Annotated in this window: 15 protein-coding genes; 11 read left to right on the top strand and 4 right to left on the bottom strand. The window is 41.6% G+C overall.

Annotated features, from left to right (window positions below):
- Nucleotides 1-102 precede the first annotated feature (102 nt).
- The 3 genes from MuYL_RS13665 to MuYL_RS13675 are packed head-to-tail and all read left to right on the top strand — an operon-like array spanning nucleotide 103 to nucleotide 3,067.
- Nucleotides 103-1,077: a polyprenyl synthetase family protein gene (locus MuYL_RS13665; RefSeq protein WP_094571108.1), complete on the top strand. Its 975-nt coding sequence runs from the start codon at nucleotides 103-105 to the stop codon at nucleotides 1,075-1,077.
- 13 nt (nucleotides 1,078-1,090) lie between these two features.
- Entirely contained in the window at nucleotides 1,091-1,465 is a 375-nt protein-coding gene (locus tag MuYL_RS13670; protein WP_094571109.1) for an energy transducer TonB, read from the top strand.
- A 12-nt stretch (nucleotides 1,466-1,477) separates the two neighbouring features.
- The gene (locus MuYL_RS13675) at nucleotides 1,478-3,067 is read left to right on the top strand and encodes a M1 family metallopeptidase (protein ID WP_094571110.1); all 1,590 of its coding nucleotides are present in this window, start codon (nucleotides 1,478-1,480) and stop codon (nucleotides 3,065-3,067) included.
- A gap of 83 nt (nucleotides 3,068-3,150) precedes the next feature.
- On the opposite strand, the gene MuYL_RS13680 is transcribed toward MuYL_RS13675, so the two are convergent.
- The 4 genes from MuYL_RS13680 to MuYL_RS13695 form a co-directional block, all read right to left on the bottom strand.
- The gene (locus MuYL_RS13680) at nucleotides 3,151-4,068 is read right to left on the bottom strand and encodes a ribonuclease Z (RefSeq protein ID WP_094571111.1); all 918 of its coding nucleotides are present in this window, start codon (nucleotides 4,066-4,068) and stop codon (nucleotides 3,151-3,153) included.
- Between the two features lie 23 nt (nucleotides 4,069-4,091).
- A complete protein-coding gene (locus MuYL_RS13685) occupies nucleotides 4,092-4,469 on the bottom strand; it encodes an STAS domain-containing protein (protein WP_094571112.1) in 378 nt (125 codons plus the stop codon).
- Nucleotides 4,470-4,522: 53 nt separating this feature from the next.
- Nucleotides 4,523-5,467 (bottom strand): phosphoribosylaminoimidazolesuccinocarboxamide synthase, encoded by a 945-nt coding sequence (locus tag MuYL_RS13690; RefSeq protein ID WP_094571113.1) that lies wholly within the window; start codon nucleotides 5,465-5,467, stop codon nucleotides 4,523-4,525.
- Nucleotides 5,468-5,607: 140 nt separating this feature from the next.
- Entirely contained in the window at nucleotides 5,608-6,564 is a 957-nt protein-coding gene (locus tag MuYL_RS13695) for a PhoH family protein (RefSeq protein ID WP_094571114.1), read from the bottom strand.
- Nucleotides 6,565-6,663: 99 nt separating this feature from the next.
- Here MuYL_RS13695 and MuYL_RS13700 point away from each other — a divergent pair, with 99 nt between their 5' ends.
- From MuYL_RS13700 to MuYL_RS13735, 8 genes are all read left to right on the top strand, one after another.
- A complete protein-coding gene (locus MuYL_RS13700; protein WP_094571115.1) occupies nucleotides 6,664-7,446 on the top strand; it encodes an SAM hydrolase/SAM-dependent halogenase family protein in 783 nt (260 codons plus the stop codon).
- Nucleotides 7,443-8,018, top strand: coding sequence for a hypothetical protein (locus MuYL_RS13705; RefSeq protein WP_211710144.1), 576 nt, complete (start codon nucleotides 7,443-7,445; stop codon nucleotides 8,016-8,018). The genes MuYL_RS13700 and MuYL_RS13705 overlap by 4 nt, the downstream gene beginning before the upstream one ends.
- A gap of 74 nt (nucleotides 8,019-8,092) precedes the next feature.
- The gene (locus MuYL_RS13710; protein WP_094571116.1) at nucleotides 8,093-9,919 is read left to right on the top strand and encodes an ABC transporter ATP-binding protein; all 1,827 of its coding nucleotides are present in this window, start codon (nucleotides 8,093-8,095) and stop codon (nucleotides 9,917-9,919) included.
- A 168-nt stretch (nucleotides 9,920-10,087) separates the two neighbouring features.
- Nucleotides 10,088-11,710 carry a hypothetical protein gene (locus MuYL_RS13715; protein ID WP_211710145.1) on the top strand — a complete coding sequence of 541 codons (1,623 nt, stop codon included), beginning with the start codon at nucleotides 10,088-10,090 and terminating at the stop codon, nucleotides 11,708-11,710.
- Between the two features lie 296 nt (nucleotides 11,711-12,006).
- The gene (locus tag MuYL_RS13720; RefSeq protein WP_094571118.1) at nucleotides 12,007-12,225 is read left to right on the top strand and encodes a type II toxin-antitoxin system HicB family antitoxin; all 219 of its coding nucleotides are present in this window, start codon (nucleotides 12,007-12,009) and stop codon (nucleotides 12,223-12,225) included.
- On the top strand, nucleotides 12,218-12,328 hold the full coding sequence (locus MuYL_RS23530) for a type II toxin-antitoxin system HicA family toxin (protein WP_211710146.1): 111 nt from the start codon (nucleotides 12,218-12,220) through the stop codon (nucleotides 12,326-12,328). The genes MuYL_RS13720 and MuYL_RS23530 overlap by 8 nt, the downstream gene beginning before the upstream one ends.
- A 136-nt stretch (nucleotides 12,329-12,464) precedes the next feature.
- Nucleotides 12,465-14,252 (top strand): translation elongation factor 4, encoded by a 1,788-nt coding sequence (gene lepA, locus MuYL_RS13730; protein WP_094571119.1) that lies wholly within the window; start codon nucleotides 12,465-12,467, stop codon nucleotides 14,250-14,252.
- 88 nt (nucleotides 14,253-14,340) lie between these two features.
- Nucleotides 14,341-15,222, top strand: a complete 882-nt coding sequence (locus MuYL_RS13735; RefSeq protein WP_094571120.1) for a bifunctional 5,10-methylenetetrahydrofolate dehydrogenase/5,10-methenyltetrahydrofolate cyclohydrolase — start codon at nucleotides 14,341-14,343, stop codon at nucleotides 15,220-15,222.
- Nucleotides 15,223-15,226 lie beyond the last annotated feature (4 nt).

The following is a 15,226-nucleotide window of genomic DNA, read 5'->3' on the forward strand; positions in this document are numbered from 1 at the left end:
TTAGGTGGATTGAGTTGGGTAGTTGAATTTCTCCAACCATTCGCTAATCAATCAAAATAAAATCAGTGAAATCATCTTTGAATCGGTGAAATCCAAAAACAAATGAAGAAACTTGAAGATTTGCAGGAAATTATAAGTGATGCTGTTAACAAGCTTAGCTTTCCTATATATCCTGCGGCACTATACGAGCCTATAAGCTATATTCTCTCGTTGGGTGGTAAACGAATGCGCCCTGCCCTACTTTTGATGGCCTGCGACCTCTTTGGCGGTGATGTGGACGCAGCTATCTCTCCTGCTCTTGCAATTGAAGTATTCCATAATTTTACTTTGATGCATGATGATATTATGGATAATGCACCTCTACGGCGCGGCAATACCACTGTACATGAGCGCTGGAATAACAATGCTGCTATCCTTTCGGGCGATGTTATGCTGGTTGAAGGCTATAAATTAATGATGCAGGTGGAAGACCGTTTACTGCGGCCTATACTTGACATTTTTAATACTACGGCTGTTGGTGTTTGTGAGGGTCAACAACTGGATATGGAGTTTGAAGTACTGGATCATGTAAATATTGATGAATATGTGAATATGATCCGCTTAAAAACCGCTGTCGTTTTAGGCGGTGCATTAAAAATTGGTGCATTAATAGGTGGCGCTGATGTAAAAGATGCTGAGTTACTAAGTAGCTTTGGCGAGCATTTGGGGCTGGCGTTTCAACTACAGGATGATATATTGGACGTGTACGGTGAACCGGAAAAATTCGGCAAACAGGTGGGCGGCGATATTATTTCCAACAAAAAAACATATCTGTTAATAAAGGCTAAAGAATTAGCCGATCCCCGGCAAACTGCTGATTTAAACCATTGGATTGCTTTAAAGCAATTCAATAATATTGAAAAAGTAGAAGCCGTCACCGCCATTTATAATTCTCTGAATATAAGGCAGCATGCAGAAGATGCTATGCAAACCTATGCTGATAAAGCATTTGAAGCGCTTGACGCCATTAGTTTACCCGAAGAACACAAACAATACCTGCGAGATTTTGCCGACGGATTGCTGGTAAGGGAGAATTAATTATATTTAGTGAATGAAAAGACTGTTGATCATATCCGCAGCTATGCTTGTGCTGCTATTTTCATTTAGTATTAAAACTTACTCCCAGACTTTAACCCCGCCTGAATTCCCGAGAGGTAAGGAAGCGTTCAGCGCATTTTTAAAGAAAAATTTGAAATGGCCTAAGGATGACGACGGTGGATCGCAAGGCATTGTCATTATCAGTTTTTTCGTGGAAAAAGATGGTCGTTTAACAGAAATAAAAGTCGCAAAAAGCATGGGCATAGCTTTTGATGATGAAGCGCTGCATGTGATGAACCTTTCGCCAAAGTGGATCCCGGCTATGAAGAACAATAAGTTTATAAAATCAAAATATACCGTTCCTATCAGGTTTTACATTACCGGATAAATAAATAATCAAATGCGTAAATTATTCACAATTGTATTTCTTTTACTTACAAGTAAAAATTTCGCCCAGGAACTAACCTCCGGCGGCAAGCTAAAGCCAGAGCAAGCCATAATGGATGTAAGGCATTACACCATTGCTTTGAATGTTGATTTTAAGCAAAGAACAATTGATTGCTCCACCACCATTGATGTAATTATGGCGCAGCCAACACGTGTTTTATTGTTCGACCTGCTTGACTCCCTGAACATTAGCCAGGTATTGGTTAACAATAAAAAGCAACCATTTGAGTATAAGAACAACCTGATCAGGATCAATCTTACCAATGAGTTGCCTGCCGGGAAAGCCAGCGTAAAAGTGACATACGGTGGCAAACCGCATGTAGCCCGCAGACCGCCATGGGATGATGGGTTTATCTGGAAAACGGATTCAACCGGGCATCAATGGATGGCTATAACGGCCGAAGGTACCGGTGGCAAACTTTATTTCCCTTGTAAGGATCATCCGTCTGATGAGCCGAATGAAGGTGTTGATATGATTATTACCGTACCTAAAGACTTGGTAGTGGCGGGACCCGGCTTACTTCAAAAAGTGACCAAACATGGCGAAACCGCAACTTTTCACTGGAAAACAAATTACACCATCAACAACTACAGCATCGTGTTTAATGTGGGTGATTTTGCTGTGGTAAGCCGCAAGTACACAACCATTGACGGACATGTTACACCGCTGCAATTTTATGTTTTGAAAGAACATCTTTCAAAAGCAGAACATCATCTGGACATTTTTGAAAAAACCATTCATGAGCAGGAGAAGTATTTTGGAGAATATCCCTGGGCCAAAGAGAAAATAGCCATTTGCGAAACCCCGCACCTGGGCATGGAGCACCAAACCATGAATGCTTATGGAAATAAGTTCCATTATACAAAGGTTGGCGGGGAAGATTATGATGGATTAATGCACCATGAGTTTGGACACGAGTGGTGGGGTAATAAAGTAACCGCTAAAGACTGGGCAGACTACTGGATACACGAAGGGATTTGCACCTACGGAGATGCATTATATGTAAAAGAATTTGAAGGTAAGGATGCTTATATTAAATTTTTCAAACAGGCTGCACCTACTTTTGGCAATAAGATCCCTATTGTAATAGGAAAAGATATTGATGAGGAAGCAGCATATAATGGTGATATATATGGAAAGGGCGCTTTCTTTATGCACACCATTTGCTATATCATGGGCGACAGCGTATTTTTTCCGGCCCTTAAAAAATTTGTAACATCACCTAAATATACTTACAGCAACCTGGTTACGACAGACGATGTGGAGCAGTTTTTTAGCAAGGAATCGGGAAAGGATTTGAAACCATTATTTGATTTATACCTACGGTCCGTTAACAAGCTTGAAGTGCATATAAAACAGCAGCCAGGGAATAAATACCTTATACAGCTTGATAATATTTCAATACCGTTACCTATTGATATAACCACCGAAGCCGGAACTAAAAGAATAATGGTAGACAGTAAGGGGATCAGGGTTAACAGTAAGATACTCCCGGTAATTGATCCGGACACTTATTATTTAAAGAAGCTGATAATAGAATAGCAGGACAATTTTCATCAATATTACTATATAAAAGTCTGCCTCAAGATGTTAGTATGCGCTCAAACAAAATTACATGAATCTCTTTAATCTCCGATTATAAAAGTTCTGCCTTCAATTGCCAGTTCTGTATTGGGGAAAACACTTCGCGCTTCATCTAATAGTTCCGTCAACGTCTTGTACCTGGCTGAAAAGTGGCCGATAATTAATTTCTCTGCATTAACGGTTAAGGCAATCTCTGCGGCCTGCAGCGCAGTTGTATGATGAGTTTCCATTGCCCTGTCGAGCATATTATTCAGAAAAGTAGCTTCATGATAGAGTAGCGTAACATTTCTTATTTGCTCAAAATAACGCTCATCGTATAAAGTGTCAGAACAATAAGCAAAAGATTTAGGATCGCTCGAATCAGTGGTTAAGGTATCATTTTTCAACACATCGCCGTTGGGCATTATATAATCTGCCCCTTTTTTTAAAGCAGAATAATAAGCAACCGGAATTTCCAGCCCCTCAATCTTTTCTTTGATCAGTTTTCTTAATCGCTTTTTCTCTTTAAATAAGAACCCGGTACAAGAAATCCTGTGGTTCAACGGAATAGTTTCTACAGTAATATCCTGGTTATCTAAAAGTATTTCAGCTTTTAGCGGGTTGGTAAATACGTATTCTACAGGATACTGTAGCGTAGTTTCAGAATAATTTAATTGAAGGTCGATAATCTCTTTTAACTGCTGCGGGCAATAAATCCTCAAAGGTTTGATGCGCCCGTTTAAATGAAGTGATGAGATTAACCCAACCAGACCAAGATAGTGATCACCATGCAAATGGCTGATAAATATATGATCGATGCGACTGGCTTTAATGTCGAACCGCAACATTTGCTGCTGGGTCCCTTCGCCACAATCAACTAAGTATAGGCGATCATTAATATTGATCGCCTGGGATGTTGGATTCCTGTTAAAAATGGGAGTTGCAGAACTGCTGCCAAGTATTGTTACCTCAAATTTCATACTTGGTGATCAATCAGATCAAATTATTTTGCTTCTTTTTTCAATTCTTTTTCAATCTCTTCCATAAAAACCAGGTCAATGGCCTCTTCGCAGGTAGGTACAATTGAAAGCACACTATCCAGCTGTGAAATTGTGATTAAGCGGGCTACAGGCTCATTTAAACCGGTAAGGATAAAAGTTCCGGAAGCATTTTTACATAAACGATGACCAACAAGTAAACTGCTAAGTCCTGATGAATCTGCAAATTTAACCTGCGAAAGGTCGAAAATGATATTTCGCTGACCTTCAGTGTTGATCAATATCAATTCAGATTTAAGCTGCGGAGTAATTAACGAATTTAATTTTGATTCGTTCAGCTTTACCAGAATATATTTCTCGTGTTTGTCAACCGTAAATTTCATTTTTAGTCTAATTAAAAAGCTAAGATATAATTATTTTGTGTATAAATAAAAAATTACAAAGCAGATAGTTCATTGTTTATCGCTTTTTCAACCCGGGCCAAAACATTTTGGTCCCCCGGTTTAACAAACTGCTCGCCAGTTATTTGCTCAAACAACTCAATATACCGTTCTGAGATGGATTTTACTTTCTCAGGTGTCATTTCCGGAACCACTTGCCCCTCTTTGCCCTGGAAACCATTTTCAATAAGCCATTTTCTAACAAACTCCTTTGACAGCTGTTTTTGGGGTTCGTTATTTTCCTGCCTGCCTGCATAGCCTTCGCTATAAAAATACCTGGAGGAATCAGGCGTATGAATCTCATCAATTAAATAAATTGTTCCTTCGGCTTTACCAAATTCATATTTAGTATCTACCAGTATCAGGCCTTGTTTACGGGCAATTTCGGTGCCGCGCGCAAAAAGCGCCCTGGTATATTTTTCAAGTTGTTCATAGTCCGGTGCCGAAACGATCCCCTGTTTCAAGATCTCCTCTTTCGAGATATCCTCATCATGCCCCACCGACGCTTTAGTGGTAGGTGTAATAATTGGCTCAGGCAGCTTATCGTTTTCCTTCAGACCTTCGGGTAAGCTTACACCGCAAACCTGTCTTTTTCCCGCGCTGTATTCGCGCCAGGCATGTCCTGCTAAATAACCTCTTATCACCATTTCTACTTTAAACGGCTCACAAATACGACCGATGGTAACATTAGGATCAGGAACGCTGACCACCCAGTTGGGAACTATATCAGCAGTGGCTGCTAAAAACTTGGCTGCAATTTGGTTAAGTACCTGCCCTTTGTATGGAATAGGTTCAGGAAGCACCACATCAAAGGCGGAGATGCGGTCGCTGACTACCATTACCAGGTATTTATTATCAATCGTATAAACGTCCCTTACCTTGCCTTTGTAAAAGCTGGTCTGGCCCGGAAAATTAAAATGTGTTTCTTTTATTGCGTTCATTGTGTTAGAGATTAGGGGTTAGTTAATCCGAGATTAGAAAAAATCCCTTACTAAATCTAACGTCCTTCAATCAAATTATAATTTATCTATCTTTTATCGGAGCTTTACCCTGCATTCAACTAATCTCCAATCACTAAAATTTACTGTATATCCCCGTAGGCTGCCAATATTTTGCGTACCAGTTTATGCCTTACAACATCTTCGCCGCTAAGATAAACAATTTCAATTCCACTAATATCTGTAAGTATCCGTAAAGCAGTGTGCAAGCCCGATTGTTGTTTTTTCGGCAAGTCTATTTGGGTAACATCTCCGGTTACAATAAATTTAGCCGATGGCCCCATGCGGGTTAAAAACATCTTTAATTGCATGTCCGTCGCATTTTGGGCCTCATCCAAAATTACAAAGCAGTTATCCAGGGTTCTCCCGCGCATAAATGCCAGCGGTGCAATCTCAATGGTACGGTTTTCCAGATAAAATTTCAGCTTCTCAGCCGGGATCATATCATCCAGCGCATCATATAAAGGGCGCAGGTATGGGTCTATCTTTTCTTTAAGGTCGCCCGGTAAAAAACCGAGGTTCTCCCCTGCTTCAACTGCGGGCCGGGTTAATATAATACGTTTGATGTCCTTATTTTTAAGCGCCCTTACCGCTAAGGCAACCGCCGTATAGGTTTTACCGGTACCTGCAGGGCCAATAGCAAACAGTATATCACTTTGATTAATACAGTCCACCATTTTACGCTGGTTGGCCGTACGTGCTTTTACCATTACGCCGTTGGGCCCAAATACGATAACCTCGCCACTGGCAAATTTATCTGCTGCGGCATCAGGCTTGGAAGTATCAGTTTTTGAGCCCAGGATTCTCTCCAGGTCTGTAATATTCAAATTCTCATACTTCTCCACATGCTGAAGCAAATGATGAAACTTCTCCTGGAATATATTCAGCTCGTGGTCGTCACCCAATATCTTCACCTCGTTACCCCTGGCCACTATTTTAAGTTTAGGGTATTGTTTTTTTATGATCTCAAAATGATCATTATTTGGCCCCCACAATACTGCCGGGTTGATTTGTTCAATCGATAATTTAAGTTCGTTCAATACAAATTGATTTTTAGTTGCAGAATTTTATGAATTAAAATTGAATATTTGCAGCTCCTAATGCTTGCACAAGATTAGCGATAAATATTTAAAAAATTAATGGCAATAATAACTTTAACTACTGACTTGGGCGATAAAGATATTTATCAGGCTGCCCTTAAAGGTAGTATCCTAAAATTATTACCATCGGTTAACATTGTTGATATAACCAACAGTGTTGCTGCCTACAATATACAACAAGCCGCCTTTATATTAAAAAATAGTTTTTATTATTTTCCCGATGCTACAGTCCACTTAATTGGCATTGATACTGTATTTAATACTGACACGCGCTACCTGGCCGTAAAGTACAAAAATCATTATTTTGTGGGCGCAGATAACGGTATTTTTTCGTTAATGTTCGATTCTGATCCTGATGAAATATTTGAATTAAATATTATGCAGGATCTTAAATTTCTTCATTTTCCACTGGCAGATATTTTTGTTAAAGCTGCCTGTCACTTAGCCAAAGGCGGTTCTGTGGCCGAGATAGGTTTGCCGGTAAGCGATATTGAGAAAAAGATGAACCTGCAACCGGTAATTGAAAAAAACCTGATAAAAGGAGTGGTTATTTATATTGATTCGTTTCAAAATGTGATCACTAATATCACCAAGGAATTTTTTAACCGCGTACAGCAAAACAGGAGGTTTCAGCTCTCATTTAAACGGAACGAAACCATTAATCATTTAAGCTGGCATTACAACGAAGTACCCGAAGGTGAAAAACTTTGCCTCTTCGGTATCAGCGACCACCTGGAGATAGCCATTAATAAAGGAAATGCCAGCGGTTTACTGGGGCTTGGGCTGGGCGATAGTGTGATTATTGATTTTCTGGATCAATGAAAAAAATTCTTCTTTTCATATTATTTCCCCTGTTTTCTGCAAGTGCTTACAGCCAGTCCAGTACTGACTCATTAGCCTATCACCTGCAGCGCAAAAAGATAAACACCATGCTGGAGCAACGAGCTTTGAAATTCGGACAGTATGATGAGAGCCTTAAAAAGCATACCGGCATCTTCGGGTTTCAAACCAAAAAAGATATTCGCCGCTCAAATGACATATTGATGGATATCGTTAAAACCGATAACAACATTTACAGCGAGTTAAAGATCCTGCTTGATTACCGGATGTTTCAGCAAACCCAAGTGCAAACCCGCTCACAACAAACCGAGCAGAGCACCATCGGTTACATGACCACCATCAATAAACTTCGCAAACAAATTGATATATTAAAAAAGGATGCCGAAGAACAGCAACAGCAGGATCAAAACGTAAGAAACATATTAATAATAACAGTATTAGTATTGGCGGCATTTATATTTCTTATGCTTACATTCCGTAAAAGCAAACGCCCTCCTGTCAAAGCTAAACGCAGCAGCACCCGCGCAACAGGTAAGCGCCGCAATCAGGTTTAATCAATACCTTTGCATTAATTTAAAATGTCTTAACTTATCAATCGTCTTAACAGGCATAGAATTACATTAATTATATGGCAAGAAAACGATTAAACAGCAGCAATGCACCCGAAGCCGAACTTCCTAAAGCAAAATTGAACAGGCAAACCCTAAACAATATTTCGCGCTTACTTTCCTATATCAAACCATACCGGGGCAAATTTATAGCCGCATTGTTTTTCCTGTTTTTATCCAGCCTGGTTGGGTTAGCATTCCCGGCGTTTATAGGTGGGTTGATTGATACCGCGCAGGGTAAGCCAAGTAATGGCATTTTGCCTTCCTCAATAAAAGGCATCCTGGTGTTGGCTTTTATAGTATTATTTTTACAGGCTTTCGTGTCATTTTTCAGGATTCTTTGGTTTGTTAACGTGGCTGAGCGTTCGCTGGCTGATATTAGAAAAGACACTTATTTTAAGTTGATAACGCTTCCGATGAATTTTTTTTCCAACCGTCGCGTTGGAGAGTTAAACAGCCGGATCTCTGCCGACCTGTCGCAGATCCAGGATACCTTAACTACTACCATTGCCGAAATGATCCGGCAAGCAGTGTTACTGATCGGAGGAATTGCTTTCATGGCTATAATTTCTGTTAAGCTGGCAATAGCGTTATTGATATTGGTACCGCCGCTTATAGTTATAGCAGTGTTTTTTGGCCGGTTTATTCGTAAGATCTCAAGAGAGGCCCAGGATAAACTTGCAGAATCAAACACCATAATTGAAGAAACCCTGCAGGGGATAGCAAACGTAAAGGCTTTTGTTAATGAAGCGTTTGAAGCTGCTCGTTATGGAAAAAACATCAGGGATGTAGCCGATATTGCCATTAAAGGGGCGAAATACCGTGGTATTTTTGTATCATTTATTGTGTTCTGTCTTTTCGGCGCAATTGTCGCTATAGTTGGTTACGGCTGTGTGCTTGTTAGTCATGGCGAGCTTAAAGTTGGCGAATTATTCAAGTTTGCCTTATATGCCTCTTTCGTAGGCAGCGCGATGGGCAGCTTTCCCGACCTGTATGCGAACGTCCAGAAGGCAGTGGGTGCCAGCGAACGCGTGATTGAAATATTGGACGAAAATGGCGAAGAGGTTTCCATTAATGAGATAAACAACGTTATCCTGCAAAAAATTGAAGGGAATATTTCTTTTAATAACGTAGCTTTCGCGTATCCGTCGCGCCCGGAGCTTACCGTACTAAACAGTATTTCTTTTGATGCAACAGCCGGGCAAAAGGTAGCTATTGTTGGGCCAAGCGGTTCGGGAAAATCAACTATGGCGGCATTGATCCTGCAATTTTATCACCCTCAAAGCGGCACAATTTCATTTGACAGTAAGCCCGCCGCTGATTACACGTTAACAGATATCCGTAACCAGGTAGCAATTGTGCCCCAGGATGTAATGCTTTTTGGAGGATCAATAAAGGAAAATATTGCCTACGGCAAACTAACTGCAACTGATGATGAGATTATCAGGGCTGCAGAGCGCGCAAATGCACACCAGTTCATCATGTCATTCCCTGAAGGTTACAATACAATAGTTGGTGAACGTGGCGTGAAGTTATCGGGCGGACAAAGGCAGCGCGTAGCTATCGCCAGGGCGCTGTTAAAAAACCCGGCTATCCTAATATTGGATGAGGCCACATCTTCATTAGATTCTGAATCGGAACGTTTAGTGCAGGAAGCACTGGAAGAATTAATGAAGAACCGCACGTCTATCATTATAGCGCACCGCCTTTCAACCATCCGCGAAGCTGACAAAATTATTGTACTTGAAAAAGGAAAAATTATTGAGTCAGGCAGCCACCAGCAGCTGATAGATAACGAACAGGGTTTATACCGTTATTTAAGCGGGCTCCAGTTTGAGTTAAGTTAATTAACTTTTTTACAACCAGCCGCCTTAATAACCCGTATAAGTGTTATCCCCTGAAACGTTCAGCCTGCATACACCCGGGCATATTTTTATTAAATTTACCCGGCAACCAGGCCATCTTTTATGAATTGGAAATCGTTTTACAAACCCTTTTTAATTACAATTTCAGTAATGCTTTCAGGTACCGGCTGCCATTCCGGCTCGTCAGGTTCCGAAAGTGTTGCCTATCTTAATAAAGCAGCCGGCAGTGCTGACACCAATAAGATAGCTGCCGGTAATCAGCCGCAACTAAACATTGATCGTTCTTCCGATCCTGTTCCGCTAAAAAACATGTTTGGCATCAATGGCTACGAATGGAATTTTTTAGAGGACCCCGCCAGCCCAAACGACCGGAAACATATTTACGAAATCAACATGCGGCTGGTAAAAACCTTCTCGGCATTAAGACATTACCTTAACTGGAACCGCATTGAAACAACCAGGGGCAACTACACCTTTAACCCCACTAATAATGGCGGCTGGGATTATGATATAATTTATGAGCGCTGCAAACAGGATGGAATTTTGGTATTGGCCGATTTGAAAAATATCCCTGAATGGCTGCAAAATACTTACCCGGCAAGCTCAAGAGATGACGACAATGCCCCTGTTCCTTATGGACAAAGCCTGGATGATCCGGCATCGTATGCAGACCAGGCCCGGGCGGCTTTTCAGTTTACCGCCAGGTATGGCTACAACAAAAACGTTAACAAAGCGCTGGTAAAAGTTGATACCCGCAAACGTTGGCCAGGAGATATCCCAAACCAGCCATTAATAGGTATGGGCTTAATAAAATACATAGAATGTGGCAATGAGCGCGACCGGTGGTGGGGCGGGGATGAAACCCACCAAACCGCCGAACAATATGCCGCCAATCTATCCGCGTTTTATGACGGCAATATGGGTAAGCTGGGCGCCGGCGTTGGCGTAAAGGCTGCCGACCCAGCCATGCAGGTAGTGATGGGCGGCCTGGCAACTGCAAATTACGAGTTTGTAAAAAAGGTAATAAACTGGTGTAAAGCTAATAGAGGCTACAAAAAGGATGGCAGTATCAACCTATGTTTCGATGTGATCAATTATCACTTATATTCAAATAACGGTGATGTAAGGATCCAGAAAAAAGCAACTACCGGAATAGCGCCAGAGCTGTCGCTATCGGGCAGCATCGCAAGTTCGTTTGTTAACCTGGCTAATAGCCTGCCGCAACATCCGGAGGTCTGGGTAACCGAAACGGGCTATGACATCAACCAGGGAAGCTATCAGCGGGCAGAATCTGTGGGATCAAAAACCGTATTGGCCAATCATGCCGATTGGATCCTGCGTACTTCCCTCCTATACATTCGCTATGGCGTTAAACGGGTATTTTTTTACCAGTTGTTTGACGATAATGCCGGCGGCTCAACCCAATACGCCACATCAGGCCTGGCCGAAGGCATAAAACGCCGACCCGCTGCTGATTATATTTTGCAGGCCACAAAGTTGATGGGCGATTACAACTATATAAAAACCATCAGCAAAGATCCTTTGGTTGATCAATATCAGCTTGGCAATAAAACCATGTACGTGTTAACCATCCCTGATGAAACCGGCAGAAAAGCAACTTATACATTAGATTTAGGAAAAGCTGCAAAAGCAGAAATCCATACTTTAAAAATAGGTGCCGATGTTATGAATAGTAAAGTTGTTAATACAACCAATGGTAAGGTGACTATTGAGGTGACCGAAACGCCTGTGTTTGTTGAGGGGATTATGTAAAACAGAATCTTGTTGCAACTTAATTTCGTTACGGGCTAAGGTTCTTTCGCCATTATTCATCTTAGTTTTATTTCGTTGTTCTGGCTTATTCCTTTTGCCATTTATAGGGTAAATACACCTGAAGAAAGATACCTTATGGTATGGGATATTTTTCCATTTCGCATTTAATTTAACAGCGTGTTTATTTGACCTATTATAGGGCTCTCATAGAAGCTGAAATTTCATACCGTGATTGGAGTTTGCGGTAGCGTATTTGTGTATCATATAATTTTATTAAATTTGGTAAAGTGAATACTATGAAAACTGTTCAAATCAATAGTGCCGTTTGGAAAGTAGGGAATTACTTTGTCGCCCAATGTTTAAATGTTGAGGTTTCGAGTTTTGGCGATACAAAGGATGAGGCATTGGATAATTTACAAGAGGCTTTAGAATTATACCTGGAAGACAATGAACATCCCGAATTTACTATTATTGATAAACCTGAAATAGTCGGCTCTATTTTAAAATATGCCTAAGCTTTATTCTTCTGCTTACATACTTAAGGTGCTGGGCGACCATGGTTTTATCTTTATTTCGCAAAAGGGAAGCCACGTGAAACTTAAAAAATTGATACAATAACCTTAACAGTAATAGTTCCCGCAAATAGAAAAGAAATCCCTGTCGGTACATTTCGTTCCATTCTTCGTCAGTCAGCGTTAACCGAAGGTGATTTTAAATAAAAAATGTCGCCCTAAAAAGCTATTTTTGCGCTTCAATGGAACACATTCGTAATTTTTGTATTATAGCACATATCGACCATGGCAAGAGTACCCTTGCCGACAGGTTGCTTGAATATACCAATACCATAACCCAGCGTGAATCGCAGGCGCAATTGCTTGATGACATGGACCTGGAGCGCGAGCGCGGCATCACCATAAAAAGTCATGCCATACAGATGGATTATATTCTTGACGGCCAGCGTTATGTGTTAAACCTGATAGATACACCCGGGCACGTGGATTTTTCATACGAAGTTTCGCGTTCAATAGCAGCCTGCGAAGGTGCTTTGCTTATTGTTGACGCGGCACAGGGAATCCAGGCTCAAACGATCTCCAACTTATACCTCGCTTTAGAAAACGACCTGGAAATCATCCCGGTACTAAATAAAATGGACCTTCCCGGTGCAATGCCCGAGGAAGTTAAAGACCAGATAGTTGACCTGATAGGATGTAAGCGTGAAGATATTTTGGCTGCATCCGGAAAAACCGGCATGGGTGTTCATGATATCTTAAGAGCCATTGTAGCCCGTGTCCCCGCTCCTGTCGGCGATCCCGAAGCTCCTTTACAGGCATTGATCTTTGATTCGGTTTATAACTCATTCCGCGGGATCGTAGCTTATTTCAAAGTGGTAAACGGCGAAATTCGCAAAGGTGACAAAGTGAAGTTTTTTGCTACTGAAAAACAGTACATAGCTGAAGAAGTTGGTACGCTAAAATTAAAGCAACTACCTAAAGATGTGATCAAAACCGGCGACGTAGGTTACATCATATCGGGTATTAAAGAATCAAGAGAAGTAAAGGTTGGTGATACCATCACCACCATTGCCCGTCCGTGCGAGGCCGGCATCCAGGGTTTTGAAGAAGTAAAGCCAATGGTTTTTGCCGGGATCTACCCGGTTGATACTGACGACTTTGAAGAATTACGCGAATCAATGGCTAAACTGCAACTGAACGATGCATCGCTGGTATTTGAGCCTGAATCGTCAGCAGCATTGGGTTTTGGTTTCCGCTGCGGATTCCTCGGAATGTTGCACATGGAGATCATCCAGGAACGTTTGGAACGCGAGTTTGATATGACGGTGATTACTACTGTTCCCAACGTATCCTACGTGGCCCATACGACTAAAGGCGAGCCGATAGTAGTAAACAACCCGTCGGACCTCCCCGATCCCAGCAGAATTGACTTTGTTGAGGAGCCTTACATCAAAGCTACCATAATTTCGAAAGCAGAATATGTAGGCCCCATAATGTCGCTTTGTATCCAAAAAAGAGGCTTTATAAAAAACCAGTCGTACCTTACTGCTGACCGGGTAGAGATGATATTTGAAATGCCGATGGGCGAAATTGTATTTGATTTTTACGATAAATTAAAAACGATCTCTAAAGGTTATGCCTCATTTGATTACCACCAGATAGGTTACCGCAGGTCAGACCTCGTGCGTTTGGACATCCGTTTAAATGCGGAGCCTGTTGATGCTTTATCATCACTGATCTTTAGAGGAAATTCATACGATTTTGGTAAAAAGATCTGCGAAAAACTGAAAGAACTGATCCCGCGCCAGCAATTTGAAATTATTATCCAGGCATCAATAGGTGCTAAAATCATAGCCCGCGAAACCGTGAAGGCCCTGCGTAAAGATGTTACCGCCAAATGTTATGGTGGTGATATTTCCCGTAAGCGTAAGCTATTGGAAAAACAGAAAAAGGGTAAAAAGCGCATGCGCCAGGTTGGTAACGTGGAGATCCCGCAGAGTGCGTTTATGGCGGTGCTGAAATTAGACTAATCGCCCCGGCCCTTTAAGGGGAGTTCAGGAAGGCGCAAATTAAATATTTATTCATTAACGTTCCCCTTTAGGGGTTAGGAGGCTATAAATGCAGCTTTTAGACGGAAAATACGTATCTGAAAAACTTAAAGGTGAAATAGCTGAAGCAGCGGCTAAAATATTGGCAGAAACCGGGCGCAAGCCGCATTTGGTAGCTGTGCTGGTTGGACATGATGGCGGCAGCGAGACTTATGTTGCCAGTAAAATAAAGAACTGCGAAGCAGTAGGCTTTAAATCAACCCTGGTACGGTATGAAAGTGACGTAACTGAAGAAGAACTATTAGGCAAAGTAGCCGAGCTTAACACAGATGCAGATATTGACGGCATCATCGTACAACTTCCCCTGCCAAAACATATCGATCCTGAAAAAGTAACGGAAAAGATAGACCATCGGAAGGATGTTGACGGCTTTCACCCGGTAAACCTGGGGCGGATGCAGCGTAACCTGCCCTCATTTATTCCGGCCACGCCTTATGGCATTACGCTAATGCTTAAAGAGTACGGCGTAGAGACCGCTGGCAAGCATTGTGTGGTGGTTGGCAGAAGTAATATAGTTGGCTCACCTATGAGCATCCTGATGGCGCGCAATACCACTCCAGGCAACTGTACGGTAACCATTTGCCATAGCCGTACACCTGATATTAAAAAGTTCACGCTTGATGCTGACATTCTTATAGTAGCCATTGGCAAAAAGAATTTCATTACTGCCGATATGGTAAAAGAGGGTGTGGTAGTGGTTGACGTAGGCATGAACCGCGAAACCAGCACCACCACAAAATCGGGCTTTAAGCTTTATGGCGATGTTGATTTTGAAAATGTTTCTAAAAAAGCTTCATGGATTACTCCGGTACCTGGCGGCGTAGGTTTAATGACAATTATAGGGTTGTTAAAAAACACGCTGGCGTCTGCCAATAAAGAAGTTTATAAATAGCTAA

The sequence above is a fragment of the Mucilaginibacter xinganensis genome (assembly GCF_002257585.1).
Lineage (GTDB): Bacteria > Bacteroidota > Bacteroidia > Sphingobacteriales > Sphingobacteriaceae > Mucilaginibacter > Mucilaginibacter xinganensis.

What these genes read in the sequence shown, in the direction of transcription:
- MuYL_RS13665 (WP_094571108.1), top strand. Translation starts at nt 103, where the DNA reads ATGAAGAAACTTGAAGATTTGCAGGAAATTATAAGTGATGCTGTTAAC.
- MuYL_RS13670 (WP_094571109.1), top strand. Translation starts at nt 1,091, where the DNA reads ATGAAAAGACTGTTGATCATATCCGCAGCTATGCTTGTGCTGCTATTT.
- MuYL_RS13675 (WP_094571110.1), top strand. Translation starts at nt 1,478, where the DNA reads ATGCGTAAATTATTCACAATTGTATTTCTTTTACTTACAAGTAAAAAT.
- MuYL_RS13680 (WP_094571111.1), bottom strand. Translation starts at nt 4,068, where the DNA reads ATGAAATTTGAGGTAACAATACTTGGCAGCAGTTCTGCAACTCCCATT.
- MuYL_RS13685 (WP_094571112.1), bottom strand. Translation starts at nt 4,469, where the DNA reads ATGAAATTTACGGTTGACAAACACGAGAAATATATTCTGGTAAAGCTG.
- MuYL_RS13690 (WP_094571113.1), bottom strand. Translation starts at nt 5,467, where the DNA reads ATGAACGCAATAAAAGAAACACATTTTAATTTTCCGGGCCAGACCAGC.
- MuYL_RS13700 (WP_094571115.1), top strand. Translation starts at nt 6,664, where the DNA reads ATGGCAATAATAACTTTAACTACTGACTTGGGCGATAAAGATATTTAT.
- MuYL_RS13705 (WP_211710144.1), top strand. Translation starts at nt 7,443, where the DNA reads ATGAAAAAAATTCTTCTTTTCATATTATTTCCCCTGTTTTCTGCAAGT.
- MuYL_RS13710 (WP_094571116.1), top strand. Translation starts at nt 8,093, where the DNA reads ATGGCAAGAAAACGATTAAACAGCAGCAATGCACCCGAAGCCGAACTT.
- MuYL_RS13715 (WP_211710145.1), top strand. Translation starts at nt 10,088, where the DNA reads ATGCTTTCAGGTACCGGCTGCCATTCCGGCTCGTCAGGTTCCGAAAGT.
- MuYL_RS13720 (WP_094571118.1), top strand. Translation starts at nt 12,007, where the DNA reads ATGAAAACTGTTCAAATCAATAGTGCCGTTTGGAAAGTAGGGAATTAC.
- MuYL_RS23530 (WP_211710146.1), top strand. Translation starts at nt 12,218, where the DNA reads ATGCCTAAGCTTTATTCTTCTGCTTACATACTTAAGGTGCTGGGCGAC.
- lepA (WP_094571119.1), top strand. Translation starts at nt 12,465, where the DNA reads ATGGAACACATTCGTAATTTTTGTATTATAGCACATATCGACCATGGC.
- MuYL_RS13735 (WP_094571120.1), top strand. Translation starts at nt 14,341, where the DNA reads ATGCAGCTTTTAGACGGAAAATACGTATCTGAAAAACTTAAAGGTGAA.